Origin of the sequence: Xanthomonas campestris pv. badrii (genome assembly GCF_012848175.1) — a bacterium.
GTDB lineage: Bacteria > Pseudomonadota > Gammaproteobacteria > Xanthomonadales > Xanthomonadaceae > Xanthomonas > Xanthomonas campestris_C.
The window spans coordinates 756,607-773,465 of the sequence record NZ_CP051651.1; the positions used below are offsets into that span (position 1 = coordinate 756,607).

Annotated in this window: 17 protein-coding genes and 5 tRNA genes; 19 read left to right on the forward strand and 3 right to left on the reverse strand. The window is 65.5% G+C overall.

All coding sequences use genetic code 11. From position 1 onward, the window contains the following. Nucleotides 1–7: 7 nt before the first annotated feature. From HG421_RS03165 to hemA, 3 genes are read right to left on the reverse strand one after another with little or no spacing between them, the layout of a single operon-like run. Nucleotides 8–1,714, reverse strand: a complete 1,707-nt coding sequence (locus HG421_RS03165) for a tetratricopeptide repeat protein (protein WP_169705172.1) — start codon at nucleotides 1,712–1,714, stop codon at nucleotides 8–10. Continuing rightward, nucleotides 1,711–2,796, reverse strand: a complete 1,086-nt coding sequence (gene prfA, locus HG421_RS03170) for a peptide chain release factor 1 (RefSeq protein WP_169705174.1) — start codon at nucleotides 2,794–2,796, stop codon at nucleotides 1,711–1,713. The genes HG421_RS03165 and prfA overlap by 4 nt, the downstream gene beginning before the upstream one ends. Further along, on the reverse strand, nucleotides 2,774–4,072 hold the full coding sequence (gene hemA / locus HG421_RS03175; protein ID WP_169705176.1) for a glutamyl-tRNA reductase: 1,299 nt from the start codon (nucleotides 4,070–4,072) through the stop codon (nucleotides 2,774–2,776). Before hemA ends, prfA begins: the two co-directional genes overlap by 23 nt. A 65-nt stretch (nucleotides 4,073–4,137) precedes the next feature. Here hemA and HG421_RS03180 point away from each other — a divergent pair, with 65 nt between their 5' ends. From HG421_RS03180 to rplL, 19 genes are all read left to right on the forward strand, one after another. Then, on the forward strand, nucleotides 4,138–5,826 hold the full coding sequence (locus tag HG421_RS03180; RefSeq protein ID WP_169705178.1) for a tetratricopeptide repeat protein: 1,689 nt from the start codon (nucleotides 4,138–4,140) through the stop codon (nucleotides 5,824–5,826). Then, nucleotides 5,823–6,476, forward strand: a complete 654-nt coding sequence (lolB, locus tag HG421_RS03185) for a lipoprotein insertase outer membrane protein LolB (RefSeq protein WP_169705180.1) — start codon at nucleotides 5,823–5,825, stop codon at nucleotides 6,474–6,476. The genes HG421_RS03180 and lolB overlap by 4 nt, the downstream gene beginning before the upstream one ends. Further along, on the forward strand, nucleotides 6,458–7,342 hold the full coding sequence (ispE, locus tag HG421_RS03190) for a 4-(cytidine 5'-diphospho)-2-C-methyl-D-erythritol kinase (RefSeq protein ID WP_169705181.1): 885 nt from the start codon (nucleotides 6,458–6,460) through the stop codon (nucleotides 7,340–7,342). The genes lolB and ispE overlap by 19 nt, the downstream gene beginning before the upstream one ends. A gap of 3 nt (nucleotides 7,343–7,345) precedes the next feature. Further along, a tRNA-Gln gene (locus tag HG421_RS03195) sits at nucleotides 7,346–7,422 on the forward strand. 171 nt (nucleotides 7,423–7,593) lie between these two features. After that, the gene (locus tag HG421_RS03200; RefSeq protein ID WP_169705183.1) at nucleotides 7,594–8,553 is read left to right on the forward strand and encodes a ribose-phosphate diphosphokinase; all 960 of its coding nucleotides are present in this window, start codon (nucleotides 7,594–7,596) and stop codon (nucleotides 8,551–8,553) included. Nucleotides 8,554–8,664: 111 nt separating this feature from the next. Next, nucleotides 8,665–9,300, forward strand: a complete 636-nt coding sequence (locus tag HG421_RS03205) for a 50S ribosomal protein L25/general stress protein Ctc (RefSeq protein ID WP_064508643.1) — start codon at nucleotides 8,665–8,667, stop codon at nucleotides 9,298–9,300. Between the two features lie 51 nt (nucleotides 9,301–9,351). Further along, nucleotides 9,352–9,930 (forward strand): aminoacyl-tRNA hydrolase, encoded by a 579-nt coding sequence (pth, locus tag HG421_RS03210; protein WP_169705185.1) that lies wholly within the window; start codon nucleotides 9,352–9,354, stop codon nucleotides 9,928–9,930. A 77-nt stretch (nucleotides 9,931–10,007) separates the two neighbouring features. Further along, entirely contained in the window at nucleotides 10,008–11,099 is a 1,092-nt protein-coding gene (gene ychF, locus HG421_RS03215; RefSeq protein WP_169705188.1) for a redox-regulated ATPase YchF, read from the forward strand. A 152-nt stretch (nucleotides 11,100–11,251) separates the two neighbouring features. After that, nucleotides 11,252–11,337 (forward strand) — tRNA-Tyr (locus tag HG421_RS03220). A gap of 29 nt (nucleotides 11,338–11,366) precedes the next feature. Continuing rightward, nucleotides 11,367–11,440 (forward strand) — tRNA-Gly (locus HG421_RS03225). 33 nt (nucleotides 11,441–11,473) lie between these two features. Further along, nucleotides 11,474–11,549, forward strand: a tRNA-Thr gene (locus tag HG421_RS03230). Nucleotides 11,550–11,595: 46 nt separating this feature from the next. Continuing rightward, the gene (tuf, locus tag HG421_RS03235) at nucleotides 11,596–12,786 is read left to right on the forward strand and encodes an elongation factor Tu (protein ID WP_169705190.1); all 1,191 of its coding nucleotides are present in this window, start codon (nucleotides 11,596–11,598) and stop codon (nucleotides 12,784–12,786) included. 104 nt (nucleotides 12,787–12,890) lie between these two features. Next, nucleotides 12,891–12,966: transfer RNA gene (locus HG421_RS03240), tRNA-Trp, on the forward strand. Between the two features lie 49 nt (nucleotides 12,967–13,015). After that, nucleotides 13,016–13,426 carry a preprotein translocase subunit SecE gene (secE, locus tag HG421_RS03245; protein ID WP_064508647.1) on the forward strand — a complete coding sequence of 137 codons (411 nt, stop codon included), beginning with the start codon at nucleotides 13,016–13,018 and terminating at the stop codon, nucleotides 13,424–13,426. A 13-nt stretch (nucleotides 13,427–13,439) separates the two neighbouring features. Beyond that, a complete protein-coding gene (gene nusG / locus HG421_RS03250) occupies nucleotides 13,440–13,997 on the forward strand; it encodes a transcription termination/antitermination protein NusG (RefSeq protein WP_169705192.1) in 558 nt (185 codons plus the stop codon). 198 nt (nucleotides 13,998–14,195) lie between these two features. Next, entirely contained in the window at nucleotides 14,196–14,624 is a 429-nt protein-coding gene (gene rplK / locus HG421_RS03255; RefSeq protein ID WP_169705194.1) for a 50S ribosomal protein L11, read from the forward strand. A 3-nt stretch (nucleotides 14,625–14,627) separates the two neighbouring features. Continuing rightward, nucleotides 14,628–15,326, forward strand: coding sequence for a 50S ribosomal protein L1 (rplA, locus tag HG421_RS03260; protein ID WP_003486747.1), 699 nt, complete (start codon nucleotides 14,628–14,630; stop codon nucleotides 15,324–15,326). Between the two features lie 548 nt (nucleotides 15,327–15,874). After that, complete coding sequence (gene rplJ / locus HG421_RS03265; RefSeq protein WP_029219217.1) at nucleotides 15,875–16,408, forward strand: 50S ribosomal protein L10; 534 nt, start codon at nucleotides 15,875–15,877, stop codon at nucleotides 16,406–16,408. 54 nt (nucleotides 16,409–16,462) lie between these two features. After that, complete coding sequence (rplL, locus tag HG421_RS03270; protein ID WP_169705196.1) at nucleotides 16,463–16,828, forward strand: 50S ribosomal protein L7/L12; 366 nt, start codon at nucleotides 16,463–16,465, stop codon at nucleotides 16,826–16,828. Nucleotides 16,829–16,859: the final 31 nt, after the last annotated feature.

Sequence of the window (16,859 nt, forward strand, 5' to 3'; positions counted from 1 at the left end):
CGACCCCCTAAATCCCCAACCAACCACGCTCCCGCGCCATTACCTGCAGCAGGGCTGCGAGATCGTCCGCAAACCCATCCATATCGAAAACGCCGCTGCGCTGTCGTTGCTCGGCAAGACGCGCGCGGACATCAGTCAGCAGGTGGGGATGGTTAGCCAGCTCGATGGCGTTGGCCACAAACGCGGCGTCATCGGCCACGTTCATCTGCTCCAGCCCCAGGTGATGATTCAGGCTGCCAGCCACACGCGCCGCAAACGTCTCGCCGGGCGTCGTCAGCACCGGGCAGCCTGCCCATAACGCATCGGAGGCGGTGGTGTGCGCGTTGTAGGGATGCGTGTCCAAAAACAGATCCGCATGCCGGTAGCGCGCCAGGTACTGCGCGTGCGGCAACTTCGGCATGAACACCAAACGCTGCGGATCCACGCCCTGCGCCTGTGCCACCGCACGCAACCGCGCATCGGCCTGGCCTGGGCCGGAAAGCAGCCACAGCACGCTGCCCGGTGCTGCGCGCAGCACCGCCAGCATGCGGGCCATGCTGCGCGCATTGAGCTTGTAGCTGTTGTTGAAGCAGCACAGCACCACGCCATGCTCGGGCAGGCCGCAGTCCGCACGCGAGGGCGGCACGGCAACCGTGCGCGAGGTGTCCGACGGTTGAAACACGCGAGGCAAACGCAGTACCTGCTCGCTGTAGCACGGCGCCAACGACGGGGGCAGCGCGAAGGCATCGCCCAGCACGTAATCCATCCAGGGCGCACCGGAGGTGCCCGGGTAGGCCAGCCAGTTGATCTGCACCGGTGCCGGGCGCAAGGCGAACACTTCCGGCCGTCCGCCACCGCCCCAGCCGCGCAGATCGAACAGCACATCGATGCCGTGCGCGCGGATGTGCCGGGCCGCTTCCACATGCCCCAGCGTGGTCACGTCGTGCAGCGTGGTGGCACGCGCAAGCCGCGCACGGATTTGGCTTCCGTCATCGTGGCTGGTGGCGAACAGATGCACCTGCAGCCCCGGCTGACGCTGCTGCAAGGCTTCCAACAGCGCCACCGTCAGCAAGCCGGTGGGATGCGCACCGAAGCCGTTGGAGACGAAACCGATCCGCAATGCGCCCTGTCGGCGCAGCGCCACCGGCGGCAGTGGCGGCAACATCGTCGCGATGGCCTGCGCGCGGGTCCGTGCGCAGGCCAGCTGTTCGGCCGCGCTGGCGTCTTCGCTGAGGAATGCGAACGGCTCCACCGCCGCAGCGCCTTGCGCCACTGCCGCACGCACCTGCGTGGACAGCACCTCCACATCGCGCCAATCGCACAGGCGACGCCGCCAGTTGAGCAATTGCGCGGCGATGTATGGCTCGTCGGGAAGCAGCCGGTACGCGCGCGCATAGGCCGCGGCGGCCTGTTCCGGCTGGCCGGCGTCTTCCAGCGCATGGCCCAGCCACAGCGCAATCCCCGGATGCTGCGGCACCAGCTCGGACGCCTGCTGGAGCAGGTGGGCCGCTTCGGCATGCCGTGCCTGTGCCCAGCGCACCCGGCCCAGCCGTGCAATCGCCTCCGGGTGGCCCGGCTGCAGCAGCAGTGCGCCTTGCACCGCCTGCTCGCCGGCCGCGGTGGCGCCCATGCCGAGTTCGGCGTCGGCCAGCATCAACCACGCCACGAAATCGCCGGGCCGGTGCCGTACCGCCTCGCGCAGCTGCAGCAGCTCGCGCGGGACCTGCGCACTCACGGACTGTCGCTCAATCGCGCCAGTTCGTCGGCCTGGTGCTCGTGGATCAGCCGGCCGATCAAGGCATCCAGATCGCCTTCGATGATGTTGGGCAGGTCGTACAGGGTCAGCCCTTCCACCCGGTGGTCGGTGATGCGGCCCTGCGGAAAGCTGTAGGTACGGATGCGCTGGCTGCGGTCGCCGCTGCCCACCTGCAACTTGCGCGTCTGCGCTTCGGCCGCTGCCGCCTTGCTGCGCTCGGTCTCCAGCAATTGCGCCTTCAGCCGCTTCATCGCCTTGTCGCGGTTGGCGTGCTGGCTGCGTTCGGTCTGGCATTCCACCACCACGCCGGTCGGCACATGGGTGATGCGGATCGCCGATTCGGTCTTGTTGACGTGCTGGCCGCCGGCACCGGAGGAGCGAAAGGTGTCCACTTTGAGATCGGCCGGATTGATCACGACCTCTTCCACGTCGTCGGCTTCGGGGATGATCGCCACCGTCGCCGCCGAGGTATGGATACGGCCCTGCGACTCGGTCGCGGGCACGCGTTGCACACGATGGGTGCCGGATTCGAACTTCAGCCGCGAATACGCGCCGCGCCCGACCACGCGCGCCACCACTTCCTTGTAGCCGCCGTGTTCGCCGGGGCTATCGGATTCGATTTCCACCTTCCAGCCCTGGCGCTCGGCATAGCGCGCGTACATGCGGAACAGGTCGCCGGCAAAGATCGCCGCTTCGTCGCCGCCGGTGCCGGCGCGCACTTCCAGGAACAGGTTGCCGTCGTCGCGCGGGTCGCGCGGCACCAGCAGCAGCGCCAGTTGCGCGTCCAGTTCGTCCAGGCGCGCCTGTGCGGCGGCGATTTCTTCCTCGGCCAGTTCGCGCATTTCCGGGTCGTTGCGCATCGCTTCGGCGGCGCTCAGGTCGGCCTTGGCGCGCGCCTCGTCTTCCAGCGCCACCGCCACCGGCTCCAGCTGCGACAGTTCGCGCGACAGGGTGCGGAATTTGTCGTTGTTGCCCACCACGTCCGGGTCGGACAACAGGTGCTGCAGTTCTTCGCGGCGCTCGGCCAGCGCTTCGAGCTTACGGCGCAGGGTCGGCGTCATCAGTCCTCACGATCGGGGTAGCTACAGGGGGATGTTGGTAACCGGGCTTTTCCGGAAACAGCCGGTCGGCTGCGCTGGTCAGTTCCAGGTCGTTGTTGAGCGCGGCATCGCGCAGCGCGGCGGTGGGCGGGTGCAGCAGGCGGTTGGTCAGCGCATGCGCCAACTGTTCCAGCACTTCATCGGCCGGTTTGCCGTTGTGCAATTGCTGGCGCGCCTTGGCCAGCAGTTCGTCGCGGGTGCTGTCGCCGAAGGCGCGCAAGCGCTTCAGCGGGGCCTGGCGCGCATTGGCCTGCACGGTCTCGACGTAGCGCGCCACCTGCAGGTCGATGATGGCCTCGGCCTGGTCGGCGGCCTCGCGGCGGCTGCGGCGGTTGTCTTCGACCGCGCGCTCCAGGTCGTCCACCGTGTACAGGTAGGCATCGCCGAGCTCGGCCACCGAGGCCTCGATATCGCGCGGTACTGCCAGGTCGAACAGCAGCATCGGCTTGCGTTTGCGCGCGCGCAGCGCCTGTTCCACCTGCGCCCGGGTCACCACCGGCTCGCGCGCAGCGGTGGCCGAAAACACCACGTCGGCCTCGGCCAGGTGGCGTTCCAGGTCGGTCAGCGGCAGCGCGTAGCCGCCGTGCTGGCTAGCCAGGGTCTGCGCATGGGCGAGGGTGCGGTTGGCGATCAGCAGGCGCCGCACCCGGCCTTCGCTCAGGTGCTTGGCAGCCAGTTCGATGGTCTCGCCGGCACCGACCAGCAGCACCGTCGATTCGTTGAGCCGGGCAAACGACTCTTGTGCCAGGCGCACCGCGGTGGACGCCACCGACACCGGATTGGCGCCAACGCGGGTATCGGTGCGCGCGCGCTTGGCGACCGAGAACGTCTGCTGGAACAGGCGATCCAGCCCGCTGCCCAGCGCGCCGTGCGCGCGCGCCACGGCCCAGGCGTCCTTCACCTGGCCCAGGATCTGCGGCTCGCCCAGCACCATCGAGTCCAGCCCGGTCGCCACCCGAAACAGATGGCGTACCGCAGCGGCGTCCTGGTGCTGGTAAAGATGGCCACCCAATCCCGGCGCCTGTGCATCCAGCCAGCCGGCCAGTGTCTGGGCATCGTCGGCCATCGCATACAGCTCGGTGCGGTTGCAGGTGGACAGCAGCGCGGCCTCGCTTACCTGGGGCAGCGCACGCAGCGATTCGAGCGCGCGCGGCAGCGCATCACCTGCGAACGCCGCGCGTTCGCGCAGGTCCACAGGTGCGGTCTGGTGATTCAGTCCGAGCACCCACAACGTCATTGTTCAGTTGCTTGCGATAAGCTGGCGGCCATTCAGGGCCCCATTTTACGGCCCGGTTGCCCCCGATGCCTGTACCGATTCGCATCCTGTGTGTTCTTTTGCTGGTCGCAGTCTCCGCCAGTGCCACTGCAGCACCGAAGAAAGCAGCGCCCACCGCCGCCGCCGGCAGTGCCGGTACCTCCTCGCTGGAGCCCGTGCTGGCAGGCGAATTCGCCTTGCAGGCCGGCCAGCTGGACGAGGCCGCCCGCGCCTATCTGGACGCCGCCAAGGCCGAAGCCGGCGACGCCGGGCTGGCCGAACGCGCCGCCCGCATCGCCATGCTGGCCAATGACGACCCGCGCGCCATCGAAGCCCTGGCGCTGTGGCGCGCCCGCGCGCCGTCGTCGATGTCCATGCGCAGCACCGAGGCCTCGCTGGCCCTGCGCCGCAACGATCTTCGCACTGCGCGCCGCGACTTGCTCGGCCTGCTCAAGGAGCCCGACCCGCGCGGCTGGCGCTTTGCGCTGATCGCACTGGCCAATGGCGGCCGCGAGCCGGAGGCCTCGGCCGACGTGCTCGAAGACCTGGTCAAGGCCGGCGCCATTCCCAACCAGATCGAGGCTTGGCAGGAATTCGGCCGGCTGGCGCTGCGCATGGAACGCCCGGCGCTGGCCAAGCGCATCGTCGACGAGGTGGTGCGCCGCTTCCCAGAGGAGCCGCGCGTGGCCTTGCTGCACGCCACCCAGCTGCAGCAGGAGGGCAAGAACGACGAGGCCCTGGCGCTGCTGAAGGCTGTCGAGCCGCAGGCCGTCAAGGACTCCGAACTGCGCGGCGCGCTGGCCTTTGCCTATGACGCCATGGGTCAGACCGAAGCTGCCGCGCGGGTGCTGTCCACCGGGCCGCAGGACACCCAGACCTACGGCCTGCGCGCCTCCATGCTGGCCAAGGAGAAGGACCGCAGCGCGCTGGAAGCGTTATATGGCGAGCTCAAGAGCAACGCGACCAAGCCGGACCCGGACCGCCGCCTGCTGCTGGGCAAGATCGCCGAATTCCTCAAGCGCTACGACGAGGCGGTGGAGTGGTACCGCGGCGTACCCGGCGGCCCGCAGCTGAGCGAGGCGCGCCTGCGCGCGGCCAGCGCACTGTACGAGCTCGGCCGCAAACCCGAGGCGCTGGCCGAGGTGCGCGCGCTGCAGGGCGATGCCAGCGCCGACGACGATGCCCGCCGCGATGCCTATGTGCTGGAAGCCGAGCTGCATCAGCGTGCCGACGATGCCGCCGGCGAACTGGATGCCTTCGAGCGGGGCCTGGCCGCGTACCCGGACGACGGCGCGCTGCTGTACGCCCGTGGCCTGGCCTGGGAGCGGCGCGACGACGTGCCGCGTGCGGAGGCCGACCTGCGCAAGATCCTGGTGGCCGAACCCGAAAACGTCGCAGCGCTGAACGCGCTGGGCTACACGCTGGCCGACCGCACTACCCGCTACAAGGAGGCACTGGCGCTGATCGACCGCGCCCGCACCGCCGATCCGGACAACCCGGCCATCGTCGACAGCTACGGCTGGGTGCTGTATCGCATGGGCCGGACCAAGGAAGCGCTGGTGCAGCTGCGCCGCGCCTGGGCGCTGGTCAAGGACCCGGAGATCGCCGCGCATGTGGGCGAAGTGCTGTGGGTCAGCGGCAAGCAGGACGAAGCGCGGCGCTACTTCGATGAAGCCCGCCGGCTGGATCCGGACAACCGTGCCCTGCAGCGCGCAATCGAGAAGTTTGGCCTGTGAGCGTTTCGCTGCGCACACTGGCCCTGAGCGGGCTGGTGCTGCTGGGTCTCTCCGGCTGCGTCAGCGTGCCGCGCGGGCAGGGGGGTGCTGCGGCCGTGGTCGAGCGCGTCTCCGATGAGGCGCGCACCGCAGAAGCGGCACGCCAGGCCTGGTTGCAGGCGCATCCGCAGTGGTCCTTCCAGGGGCGGGTAGCGATCAGCAAAGGCCGCGACGGCGGCAGTGGCCGCATCGACTGGCAACAGGACGGCGCGCACTACCGCGTCCAGCTCAGCGCGCCGGTGACCCGGCAGAGCTGGGTGCTCACGGGCGACAGTGCCACCGGTGCCGGTCGCATCGAAGGGCTGGACGGCGGTCCGCGCAGCGGGCCGGATGCCGAGCAGGTGCTGCGCGAGGCCACCGGCTGGACCATTCCGGTCAACCAGATGCCGGACTGGGTGCGCGCGCTGCGGATCGCCGAGGCCGGTGCGCAGCGGGTCGACCTGGACGCCGCAGGGCGCCCGCGCACCGTGCAACAGGATGGCTGGACCATCGATTTCCTGGCATGGGCGCCGGCCGGCGATGGCCAGCCGGAACTGCCGCAGCGCATCGAAGCCCATAACGGCAGCGCCAAGGTCCGCCTGCTGGTGGATCAATGGGCGGTCTCGCCCTGATGTCTGTGCAGGAAGGGTGGTCGGTGTGGCCCGCGCCGGCCAAGCTGAATCTGTTTCTGCAGATCACCGGGCGCCGCGCCGATGGCTACCACCTGCTGCAGACGGTGTTCCGGCTGCTGGCCTGGGGGGACACCATTCATCTTCGTGTGCGCAATGACGGCCGGATCCGGCGTATCGGCGACGGTCTGCCCGGCGTCGCCGAGGACCACGATCTGGTGGTCCGGGCGGCGCGCCTGCTGCAGTCGGCCGCCGGCAGCCAGGCCGGCGCCGAGATCCGCGTCGACAAGCGCATCCCCGCCGGCGGCGGGTTCGGTGGCGGCTCGTCGGATGCGGCCACCGTGCTGGTCGCGCTCAATGCCTTGTGGGGCCTGGGTTTGCCGGTAGATGCACTGGCCGGGTTGGGCTTGCAGCTGGGTGCGGACGTGCCGGTGTTCGTGCGCGGGCACAACGCCTGGGCCGAGGGAGTGGGCGAGCAGCTGACCCCGGTGACGCTGGCGGAGGCGGCCTATGTGCTGGTGGATCCGGGCGTTCACGTGCCCACGCCCGCCTTATTTCAATCACAGGAATTGACGCGGGATGCTGCGCCCGCGAAAATAGCGGACTTCGCTTCCGGTTCTCTGCTCGACAATGCGTTCGAGCCGGTCCTGCGGCGCCGGGAACCCGCCGTCGAGGCCGCGTTCCAGGCGCTGTCCAGGATCGGAACGCCGCGTTTGACCGGGTCGGGAAGCGGCTGTTTCGTGGAATTCGCCACGCGCACTGCTGCAGAGCAGGCGCTGGTGCAGTTGCCGGGCAGCCTGCGGGCGTGGGTGGTGGAGGGTGCAGCGCGCTCGCCATTGCTCGACGCACTGGACGCGTTACAGGTTTGATGCAGGGGCGTCGCCAAGAGGCCCAAGGCACCAGGTTTTGATCCTGGCATTCGTAGGTTCGAATCCTACCGCCCCTGCCAGTTATTGATGCAGTGATGCAGTTGATGCAGGTCCCTCTGCAAAAGTCGTAGATGCAGATCCTTCTGCAACAGCCCGCACATCCTTGTGCGGGGATTAAAAAAACGCCTGGTTTCGTCTGGCGCTGTCCCGCTCCACCATCGCACGCTCTTCGCCGCCGCCCGAGAGATCCCATGCAAGACCAACGTAACCTGCTGGTGTTCTCCGGCAATGCCAACAAGCCGCTTGCCCAGAGCATCTGCAAGGAGCTGGGTGTGCGCATGGGCAAGGCGCTGGTCACACGCTTTTCCGACGGCGAAGTGCAGGTCGAAATCGAGGAGAGCGTGCGCCGGCAGGAGGTGTTCGTCATCCAGCCGACCTGCGCACCGAGCGCGGAAAACCTGATGGAATTGCTGGTGCTGATCGACGCGCTCAAGCGCGCCAGTGCCCAGTCCGTCACCGCAGTGATCCCGTATTTCGGGTACTCGCGCCAGGACCGTCGCATGCGCTCCTCGCGCGTGCCGATCACCGCCAAGGTCGCCGCCAAGATGATCTGCGCGATGGAGGCCGACCGCGTGCTGACGGTCGACCTGCATGCCGACCAGATCCAGGGCTTTTTCGATGTGCCGGTCGACAACGTCTACGCCTCGCCGCTGCTGTTGGCCGACATCTGGCGCGCCTACGGCACCGACAACCTGATCGTGGTCTCGCCGGACGTGGGTGGCGTGGTGCGCGCGCGCGCCGTCGCCAAGCGCCTGGACGATGCCGATCTGGCCATCATCGACAAGCGCCGTCCGCGCGCCAACGTCGCCACCGTGATGAACATCATCGGCGACGTGCAGGGCAAGACCTGCGTGCTGGTGGACGACCTGGTCGATACTGCCGGCACCTTGTGCGCCGCGGCCGCCGCGCTCAAGCAGCGCGGCGCACTCAAGGTGGTGGCCTACATCACTCACCCGGTGCTGTCTGGCCCCGCGGTGGACAACATCAACAATTCACAGCTCGACGAGCTGGTGGTCACCGACACGATCCCGCTGAGCACTGCTGCTCGCACGTGCCCGAAGATCCGCCAGCTGAGCGTGGCCGAACTGCTGGCCGAGACCATCCGCCGCATCGCCTTCGGCGAATCGGTCAGCTCGCTCTACGTCGACTGATCCCGCATTCGGTGCCCGCTTTAGGCGGGTGCCGGTACCACGTCTCTCCTGGTCGCGGGTGAGACGCTTCATCGCCGCGAGGCGGTATTCCAATCTAGGTAGTGAAACAACATGGCAAAGACTCACGAAATCAAGGTCGAGCGCCGCGCAGACGAGGGGAAGGGTGCGAGCCGCCGCCTGCGTCACGCTGGCGTCATTCCGGCCATCGTCTACGGTGGCGATCTGGAGCCGGTCAGCATCCAGCTCAACCATGAGCAGATCTGGCTCGCCCAGCAGAACGAGTGGTTCTACTCGTCGATCCTGGACCTGAACCTCAATGGCGACGTGCAGCAGGTGCTGCTGCGCGACATGCAGCGCCATCCGTTCAAGCAGCTGATCATGCACATCGACTTCCAGCGCGTCAGCGCCAACGAGAAGCTCAGCGCCGCCGTGCCGCTGCACTTCATCAACGAAGCCAACTCGCCGGCCGGCAAGTCCAGCGAAGTGGTCGTCACCCACGAACTCAACGAAGTCCAGGTGGTCTGCCTGCCGAAGGACCTGCCGGAGTTCATCGAGATCGACCTCGGTGCCCTGGAAGTGGGCAACGTGATCCACCTGTCCGAGATCAAGCTGCCGGCCGGTGTCGAAATCCCGGAGCTGAAGCTGGGCAAGGAACACGACGTTGCCGTGGTGGCTGCCAAGCACGTGCGCGTCGAGGAAGAAGACGCTGCCGGTGAAGAAGGCAGCGAAGGCGCAGAGACCAAGTAATCCGTTGGCCGATTCCTTGCAGCATGCGGGGAATCGGCTGCGGCCACTGGCATGTCTGCACTTCGTCTGATCGTCGGGCTGGGCAATCCCGGTCCAGAACACGCGCAAACCCGGCACAACGCCGGGTTTCGTTTCGTCGATGCCCTCATCGAGCGCAGTGGCGCCCGCTGGAGCCTGGACAGCAAGTTGTTCGGCGAGACGGCCAAGGTCGATCTTGCGGGGCAGCCGGTCTGGCTGCTCAAGCCGGCCACCTTCATGAATCTCAGTGGCAAGTCGATCGCCGCCGCGTTGCGGTTCTGGAAGATCGAGCCGGAGCACTTGCTCGTCGCACACGACGAACTGGATCTGGCGCCGGGCACGGCACGGCTCAAGTTCGACGGCGGTCACGGCGGCCAGAACGGCCTGCGCGACACCATCCGCCTGCTCGGGCATGGCAAGTTCCACCGCTTGCGCATCGGCATCGGCCATCCCGGTCACAAGGACCGCGTGGTGCCATGGGTGCTGGGGCGGGCAGGGCGCGAGGACGATGCAGCGATCGGCGCGGCGGTGGATGCAGCCATCGACGTGCTGCCGCTGGCAATGGCAGGCAATTTCAGCGAGGCGATGAAGCGCCTGCATACGGAAAAATAGAGAATGGGGAATCGGGAATGGGAGGAGCGTTGTTCTTGCCATTCTCGATTCCCGATTCTCCATTCACTGGAAAACCCATGGGTATCAAATGCGGCATCGTCGGTTTGCCCAATGTCGGCAAGTCGACCCTGTTCAACGCGCTGACCAAGGCGGGCATCGCTGCGGCCAATTTTCCGTTCTGCACCATCGAGCCGAACGTCGGCATCGTGCCGGTGCCCGATCCGCGTCTCAGCCAGCTTGCCGAGATCGTCAAGCCGCAGAAGCTGATCCCCACCGCGGTCGAGTTCGTCGACATCGCCGGCCTGGTGGCCGGTGCGGCCAGTGGCGAGGGCCTGGGCAACAAGTTCCTCGCCCACATCCGCGAGGTCGATGCGATCACCCACGTGGTGCGCTGCTTCGAGAACGACGACGTCATCCACGTCAGTAACAAGGTCGACCCGATCGCCGATATCGAAACCATCGATACCGAGCTGGCGCTGGCCGACCTGGACAGCGTGGAAAAGGCGCTGAATCGTGCCGAGCGCAGCGCCAAGGGTGGCGACAAGGACGCTGCGGCGCGCAAGCCGGTGCTGGCCAAGCTGCAGGCCGCGCTGGCCGACGGCAAGTCCGGGCGCGCCGCCGGTCTGGATGAAGAAGAGAAGGCGCTGGTGCGCGATCTGTTCCTGTTGACGCTCAAGCCGGTGATGTACATCGCCAACGTGCTGGAAGACGGCTTCGAGAACAATCCGCACCTGGACGCGGTGCGTGCGCACGCCGCTGCAGAGGGCGCCGAAGTGGTGCCGGTGTCGGCTGCGATCGAAGAAGAGCTGTCCCAGCTCGACGACGAAGACCGCGACACCTTCCTGGCCGACCTTGGCCTGGACGAGCCCGGCCTGAATCGCGTCATTCGCGCGGCCTACACGCTGTTGGGCCTGCAGACCTACTTCACGGCAGGCGTCAAGGAAGTGCGCGCCTGGACGGTCAGGGCGGGCTCCACGGCGCCGCAGGCCGCGGCGGTGATCCATACCGATTTCGAGAAGGGCTTCATCCGCGCCGAAACGATCGGCTTCGACGACTTCATCAAGTACCGCGGCGAAGCCGGTGCGCGTGATGCCGGCCGTCTGCGTCTGGAAGGCAAGGAATACCGCGTCCAGGAAGGCGATGTGCTGCACTTCCGTTTCAACGTCTGATCGGCCGCGCGCCGCCTCGCGCGGCGCGCGCATTCAGTCGTGACGATTTCTCGAAATTTTTGTTGACACTGGGCGTCGTCCACAACAAAATAACGGGCTGCTTCACCCCGAACCACTTCGCCTCCTGGCGCGGCGGTCCGGTAGTAAAAGCTGGAGGGATACCCAAGCGGCCAACGGGGGCAGACTGTAAATCTGCTGGCTTACGCCTTCGGTGGTTCGAATCCACCTCCCTCCACCAGTTTCACGTTGTGGCATGCAGTTCCCGGCGCGGGAGTAGTTCAACGGTAGAACCTCAGCCTTCCAAGCTGATGGTGCGGGTTCGATTCCCGTCTCCCGCTCCATTGAACGCAAATGCATGGCATAATGCCAAACTCGCTCACGTAGCTCAGTCGGTAGAGCACCTCCTTGGTAAGGAGGAGGTCGAAGGTTCGATTCCTTTCGTGAGCACCATTACTCAATCGTCTTAACTCCAAACGATTACCGAGAACTTGCACCCATGGCAAAAGCTAAATTCGAGCGCACCAAGCCGCACGTGAACGTCGGCACCATCGGTCACGTCGACCATGGCAAGACCACGTTGACCGCCGCGCTGACCAAGATCGGTGCAGAGCGTTTCGGTGGCGAGTTCAAGGCGTACGACGCGATCGATGCAGCGCCGGAAGAGAAGGCGCGCGGCATCACGATTTCGACCGCGCACGTCGAATACGAATCCCCGACCCGCCACTACGCGCACGTCGACTGCCCCGGTCACGCCGACTACGTCAAGAACATGATCACCGGTGCAGCGCAGATGGACGGCGCGATCCTGGTGTGTTCGGCGGCCGACGGCCCGATGCCGCAGACCCGCGAGCACATCCTGCTCTCGCGTCAGGTCGGCGTGCCGCACATCGTGGTGTTCCTGAACAAGGCCGACATGGTCGACGACGCCGAGCTGCTCGAGCTGGTCGAAATGGAAGTGCGCGAGCTGCTGAGCAAGTACGACTTCCCGGGCGACGACACCCCGATCATCCACGGTTCGGCCCGCCTGGCGCTGGACGGTGATCAGAGCGAGATCGGCGTGCCGGCGATCCTGAAGCTGGTCGATGCCCTGGACAGCTTCATTCCGGAGCCGACCCGCGACGTGGACCGTCCGTTCCTGATGCCGGTCGAAGACGTATTCTCGATCTCCGGCCGCGGCACCGTGGTGACCGGTCGTATCGAGCGCGGCATCATCAAGGTGGGCGACGAAATCGAAATCGTCGGCATCCGCGACACCCAGAAGACCACCGTCACCGGCGTGGAAATGTTCCGCAAGCTGCTGGACCAGGGCCAGGCAGGCGACAACGCCGGTCTGCTGCTGCGCGGCACCAAGCGTGACGACGTCGAGCGTGGCCAGGTGCTGTGCAAGCCGGGTTCGATCAAGCCGCACACCGAGTTCGAAGCCGAAGTCTACGTGCTGTCCAAGGATGAGGGTGGCCGTCATACCCCGTTCTTCAAGGGCTACCGCCCGCAGTTCTACTTCCGTACCACCGACATCACTGGCGCCTGCCAGCTGCCGGAAGGCGTGGAAATGGTGATGCCGGGCGATAACGTGAAGATGGGCGTGACCCTGATCAACCCGGTCGCGATGGACGAAGGTCTGCGTTTCGCCATCCGCGAAGGTGGCCGTACCGTCGGCGCCGGTGTGGTTGCCAAGATCGTCAAGTAAGAACCTGTGATCCGGTGGCCTCGGCCACCGGATTCGCGCAAAGGCGGGCCGGCTGAACCGCGGTCCGCCTTCGTTGTCTTAGGGTGTGCGGTAAACGAGTACATACGCCAGTAGCTCAATTGGCAGAGCAGCGGTCTCCAAAACCGCAGGTTGGGGGTTCGAGTCCCTCCTGGCGTGCCACTCCTCTTTCCGGCCCAGCGATTCGGGTCAGATCGGTAACTAGAGCCGGATGAATAGCAAAATCGAGCCTTCCAAAAGCGCGTCTGCTGCCAGCGCTGATATCGTGAAATACGTGATCTCTGCGATCCTGGTGATTGCAGGGTTGTTTGTGTGGTTCTGGTTTTCTGCGCCCGAGCGCGCCACCCAGTTGGGTGCCTGGACGCCGCAATTGCGTGCGCTGGCGGTCATCGTGGGCTTGGTGGCGGGTGCATTCGTGTTTCTGGGGACCGGCAAGGGCCGCGAAACCCGTGAATTCCTGTCCGAATCCAGGTTCGAGCTGCGCAAGGTGGTCTGGCCAACGCGCCAGGAAGCCATCCGCACCACCTGGGTCGTCATTGTTGTTGTGATCATTCTGAGTTTGCTGTTGGGCGGCTTCGACTTCGTCATCCAGAAGCTCACGCAGTGGTTCCTGGCTCGTTGAGGAGAATCAAGCAGTGAAGCGTTGGTATGTCGTTCACGCCTATTCAGGCTTCGAAAAATCCGTTGCGCAGGCATTGCGCGATCGCATCGTGCGCACCGAGATGGAAGATCGTTTCGGCGAGGTGCTGGTGCCGACCGAAGAGGTCATCGAGATGCGTGCCGGCCAGAAGCGCCGGTCCGAGCGCAAGTTCTTCCCCGGCTATGTGCTGGTGCAGATCGAGACCCACGAAGAAGCCGGTATTCCGCGCATCGACAACGAAAGCTGGCATCTGGTGAAGGAGACGTCCAAGGTCATGGGCTTCATCGGCGGTACCGCCGATCGTCCGTTGCCGATCCGCGACGAGGAAGCTGAGGCCATCTTGCAGCGCGTACAGGACGGGGTCGAGAAGCCGCGTCCGAAGGTGCTGTTCGAACCGGGTCAGATGGTGCGTGTCACCGATGGTCCGTTCAACGACTTCAATGGCGTGGTCGAAGAAGTCAATTACGAGAAGAGTCGGCTGCGGGTGGCCGTGCTCATCTTCGGTCGCTCCACGCCGGTCGAACTCGAGTTCGGCCAGGTCGAGAAGGGCTGACCATGCCTGGCGCCTGCTAGGCGCCGGTAATAAATCCTGCTATAGTGCGCGGCTCGCTGACCTGGCGACCGCCGGGAATCAATGGCTGCCGCATGGCAGCCATCTGCGTGTGATCAAAAACGTGAAGCCGGGACGCGTGATTCTCCCGGTCCGATGGGGAGCCTGCAGTTCAGGCGCTAGCACCCGGAGAGTATCGAAATGGCTAAGAAGATAACTGCGTACATCAGGTTGCAGGTGAAGGCCGGTCAGGCCAATCCTGCGCCGCCGGTCGGCCCTGCGCTGGGTCAGCGCGGTCTGAACATCATGGAGTTCTGCAAGGCATTCAATGCAGCGACCTCCAAGCTGGAGCCGGGTCTGCCGACGCCGGTGATCATCACCGCGTACTCCGACCGTACCTTCACCTTCATCACCAAGAGCACCCCGGCCAGCGTGTTGCTCAAGAAGGCTGCCGGTGTGAGCTCCGGTTCCAAGCGCCCCAATACCGACAAGGTCGGCAAGGTGACGCGCAAGCAGCTGGAAGAAATCGTCAAGACCAAGGAAGCCGATCTGACGGCAGCCGAGTTGGAAGCGGCGGTTCGTACGATTGCGGGTACTGCCCGCAGCATGGGTTTGACGGTGGAGGGCTAAGACATGGCACAGAGCAAGCGCGTTAAGGCCATCACGGCCGCTGTCGTTCCGGGCAAGACCTATGCCTTCGAAGACGCAATCAAGATCCTGAAGACCGCCACCAAGGCCAAGTTCGTCGAGTCCATCGACGTGGCCGTGCGCCTGGGCGTGGACGCCAAGAAGTCCGACCAGCAGGTGCGCGGTTCGACCGTGCTGCCGGCCGGTACCGGCAAGAGCGTGCGCGTTGCAGTGTTCGCACCGGCAGGCGCCAAGGCTGACGAAGCACTGGCCGCCGGCGCCGAAGCCGTGGGTATGGACGATCTGGCCGAGAAGATGCAGGCCGGCGACCTGAACTACGACGTGGTCATTGCCACGCCGGATGCGATGCGCGTGGTCGGTAAGCTCGGCACCCTGCTGGGTCCGCGCGGCCTGATGCCGAACCCGAAGGTCGGCACCGTGTCGGCCAATCCGGGCGAAGCGGTCAAGAACGCCAAGTCGGGCCAGGTGCGCTACCGCACCGACAAGGCCGGCATCATCCACTGCACCATCGGCAAGGCCAGCTTCGACGACGAAGCGCTGAAGTCGAACTTGCAGGCGCTGTTGCTGGATCTGGTCAAGGCCAAGCCGGCCACCTCCAAGGGGACCTACCTGCAGAAGGTGTCGGTCAGCTCGACCATGGGTCCGGGCGTGACGGTCGACCAGTCGAGCCTGTCGCTGAAGTAATCGAATGCGTCGGGCGTCATGCGCCTGACGTGTTCCTGTAGCACTGCATTGTTTTTCTGGCCCGGGCAACCGTGTGCTGGGAGTCCGTTCCCTCCTTTGGGGTAACGGACATTTTGAAGGCGATCGTCGGCATGCCCGGCGGTAGCCGTCAAAGACCGCAGGCGCGGTCAGCGCAGGTCGACGACGGGCAGGGATGCTCGCACTGGCAAGGAGTCGCCGTCGATGCAGCGGGGTCGCTTAATTGGTTCGTTTTCGAACTGGCCGGCGTAGATGGTGTCGCCCTTCTGGAGCTTTCTGGTTTACGCGCGTCTGGGACATCCCGGATCGAGTCCACTCCAGGTCTAGAACGGCCACCAACGGAACATCGGTCGATGTTCCCGGCTTCCAGGAAGGAGGCCGCCCTGGACCGCAACCGGCAGGAGCCGCGAGCGGAGTAGTTTGAAGCGGGGATTCGGGATTCGGCATTGGGGATTTGCAGGAGCTGCTTCATGGCTTTCGACGAATCACCAGTCACCAATCACCAATCCCGGCTTTAACGGAGGAGTGCAATGGCTCTCAATCTGTCCCAGAAGCAAGACGTAGTCGCCGAGCTGGCAGACATCGCCGCCAAGGCCCACTCCCTGATCGCCGCCGAATACGCTGGCACCACGGTCTCCCAGATGACCGCGATGCGCAAGCAGGCCCGCGAAACCGGCGTGTTCTTGAAAGTCGTCAAGAACACCCTGGCTGTGCGTGCCGTCGAAGGTACCGAATTTGCTGTCGCGTCCGACAAGCTGGTTGGTCCTTTGGTGTATGCGTTTTCGATGGAGGAACCCGGCGCTGCCGGTCGCCTGATCAAGGAATTCGCCAAGAGCAACGAGAAGCTGCAGGCCAAGGTCGTGGCAATTGGTGGGGAACTGTTCCCGGCCAGCCACGTTGATGTGTTGGCCTCGCTGCCGACCCGTGACCAGGCCCTGGCCATGTTGGCTCGCGTGCTGTCCGAACCGGCTGCCATGTTCGCCCGTGCCGTCAAGGCCGTTGGCGACAAGCAGGGCGGTGGCGACGAAGCCGCCGCGCCGGCTGCCGAGACTGCCGAAGCTTGATGTCCTAGCGTTCGCTAGAACCCCAATCCAGAAAATCATTTAAAGGTAATCACAATGTCCCTTACCAACGAACAGATCGTCGACGCCATCGCCGAGAAGTCCCTGATGGAAGTGATGGAGCTGGTCAAGGCCATCGAAGAGAAGTTCGGCGTCTCCGCCGCCGCCCCGGTCGCAGCCGCTGCAGCTGGCCCGGCCGCCGTGGTCGAAGAGCAGACCGAGTTCAACGTGGTGCTGACCAACTGCGGCGCCAACAAGGTCGGCGTCATCAAGGCCGTGCGCGGCGTGACCGGCCTGGGTCTGAAGGAAGCCAAGGATCTGACCGAAGCCGGTGGCATGCTGAAGGAAGGCGCCACCAAGGAAGAAGCCGAGAAGATCAAGAAGGAATTGACCGAAGCCGGTGCGACGGTCGAAATCAAGTAAGCAGCATCTTGCATCGCCACGTTTCACGGTG

Excerpts from the sequence above, each read along its gene's own strand:
- hemA (WP_169705176.1), bottom strand. The coding sequence starts at position 4,072 with ATGACGTTGTGGGTGCTCGGACTGAATCACCAGACCGCACCTGTGGAC.
- rplK (WP_169705194.1), top strand. The coding sequence starts at position 14,196 with ATGGCTAAGAAGATAACTGCGTACATCAGGTTGCAGGTGAAGGCCGGT.
- ychF (WP_169705188.1), top strand. The coding sequence starts at position 10,008 with ATGGGTATCAAATGCGGCATCGTCGGTTTGCCCAATGTCGGCAAGTCG.
- rplJ (WP_029219217.1), top strand. The coding sequence starts at position 15,875 with ATGGCTCTCAATCTGTCCCAGAAGCAAGACGTAGTCGCCGAGCTGGCA.
- HG421_RS03200 (WP_169705183.1), top strand. The coding sequence starts at position 7,594 with ATGCAAGACCAACGTAACCTGCTGGTGTTCTCCGGCAATGCCAACAAG.
- secE (WP_064508647.1), top strand. The coding sequence starts at position 13,016 with ATGAATAGCAAAATCGAGCCTTCCAAAAGCGCGTCTGCTGCCAGCGCT.
- rplA (WP_003486747.1), top strand. The coding sequence starts at position 14,628 with ATGGCACAGAGCAAGCGCGTTAAGGCCATCACGGCCGCTGTCGTTCCG.
- ispE (WP_169705181.1), top strand. The coding sequence starts at position 6,458 with ATGGGCGGTCTCGCCCTGATGTCTGTGCAGGAAGGGTGGTCGGTGTGG.
- tuf (WP_169705190.1), top strand. The coding sequence starts at position 11,596 with ATGGCAAAAGCTAAATTCGAGCGCACCAAGCCGCACGTGAACGTCGGC.
- HG421_RS03180 (WP_169705178.1), top strand. The coding sequence starts at position 4,138 with ATGCCTGTACCGATTCGCATCCTGTGTGTTCTTTTGCTGGTCGCAGTC.
- pth (WP_169705185.1), top strand. The coding sequence starts at position 9,352 with ATGTCTGCACTTCGTCTGATCGTCGGGCTGGGCAATCCCGGTCCAGAA.
- rplL (WP_169705196.1), top strand. The coding sequence starts at position 16,463 with ATGTCCCTTACCAACGAACAGATCGTCGACGCCATCGCCGAGAAGTCC.
- HG421_RS03205 (WP_064508643.1), top strand. The coding sequence starts at position 8,665 with ATGGCAAAGACTCACGAAATCAAGGTCGAGCGCCGCGCAGACGAGGGG.
- prfA (WP_169705174.1), bottom strand. The coding sequence starts at position 2,796 with ATGACGCCGACCCTGCGCCGTAAGCTCGAAGCGCTGGCCGAGCGCCGC.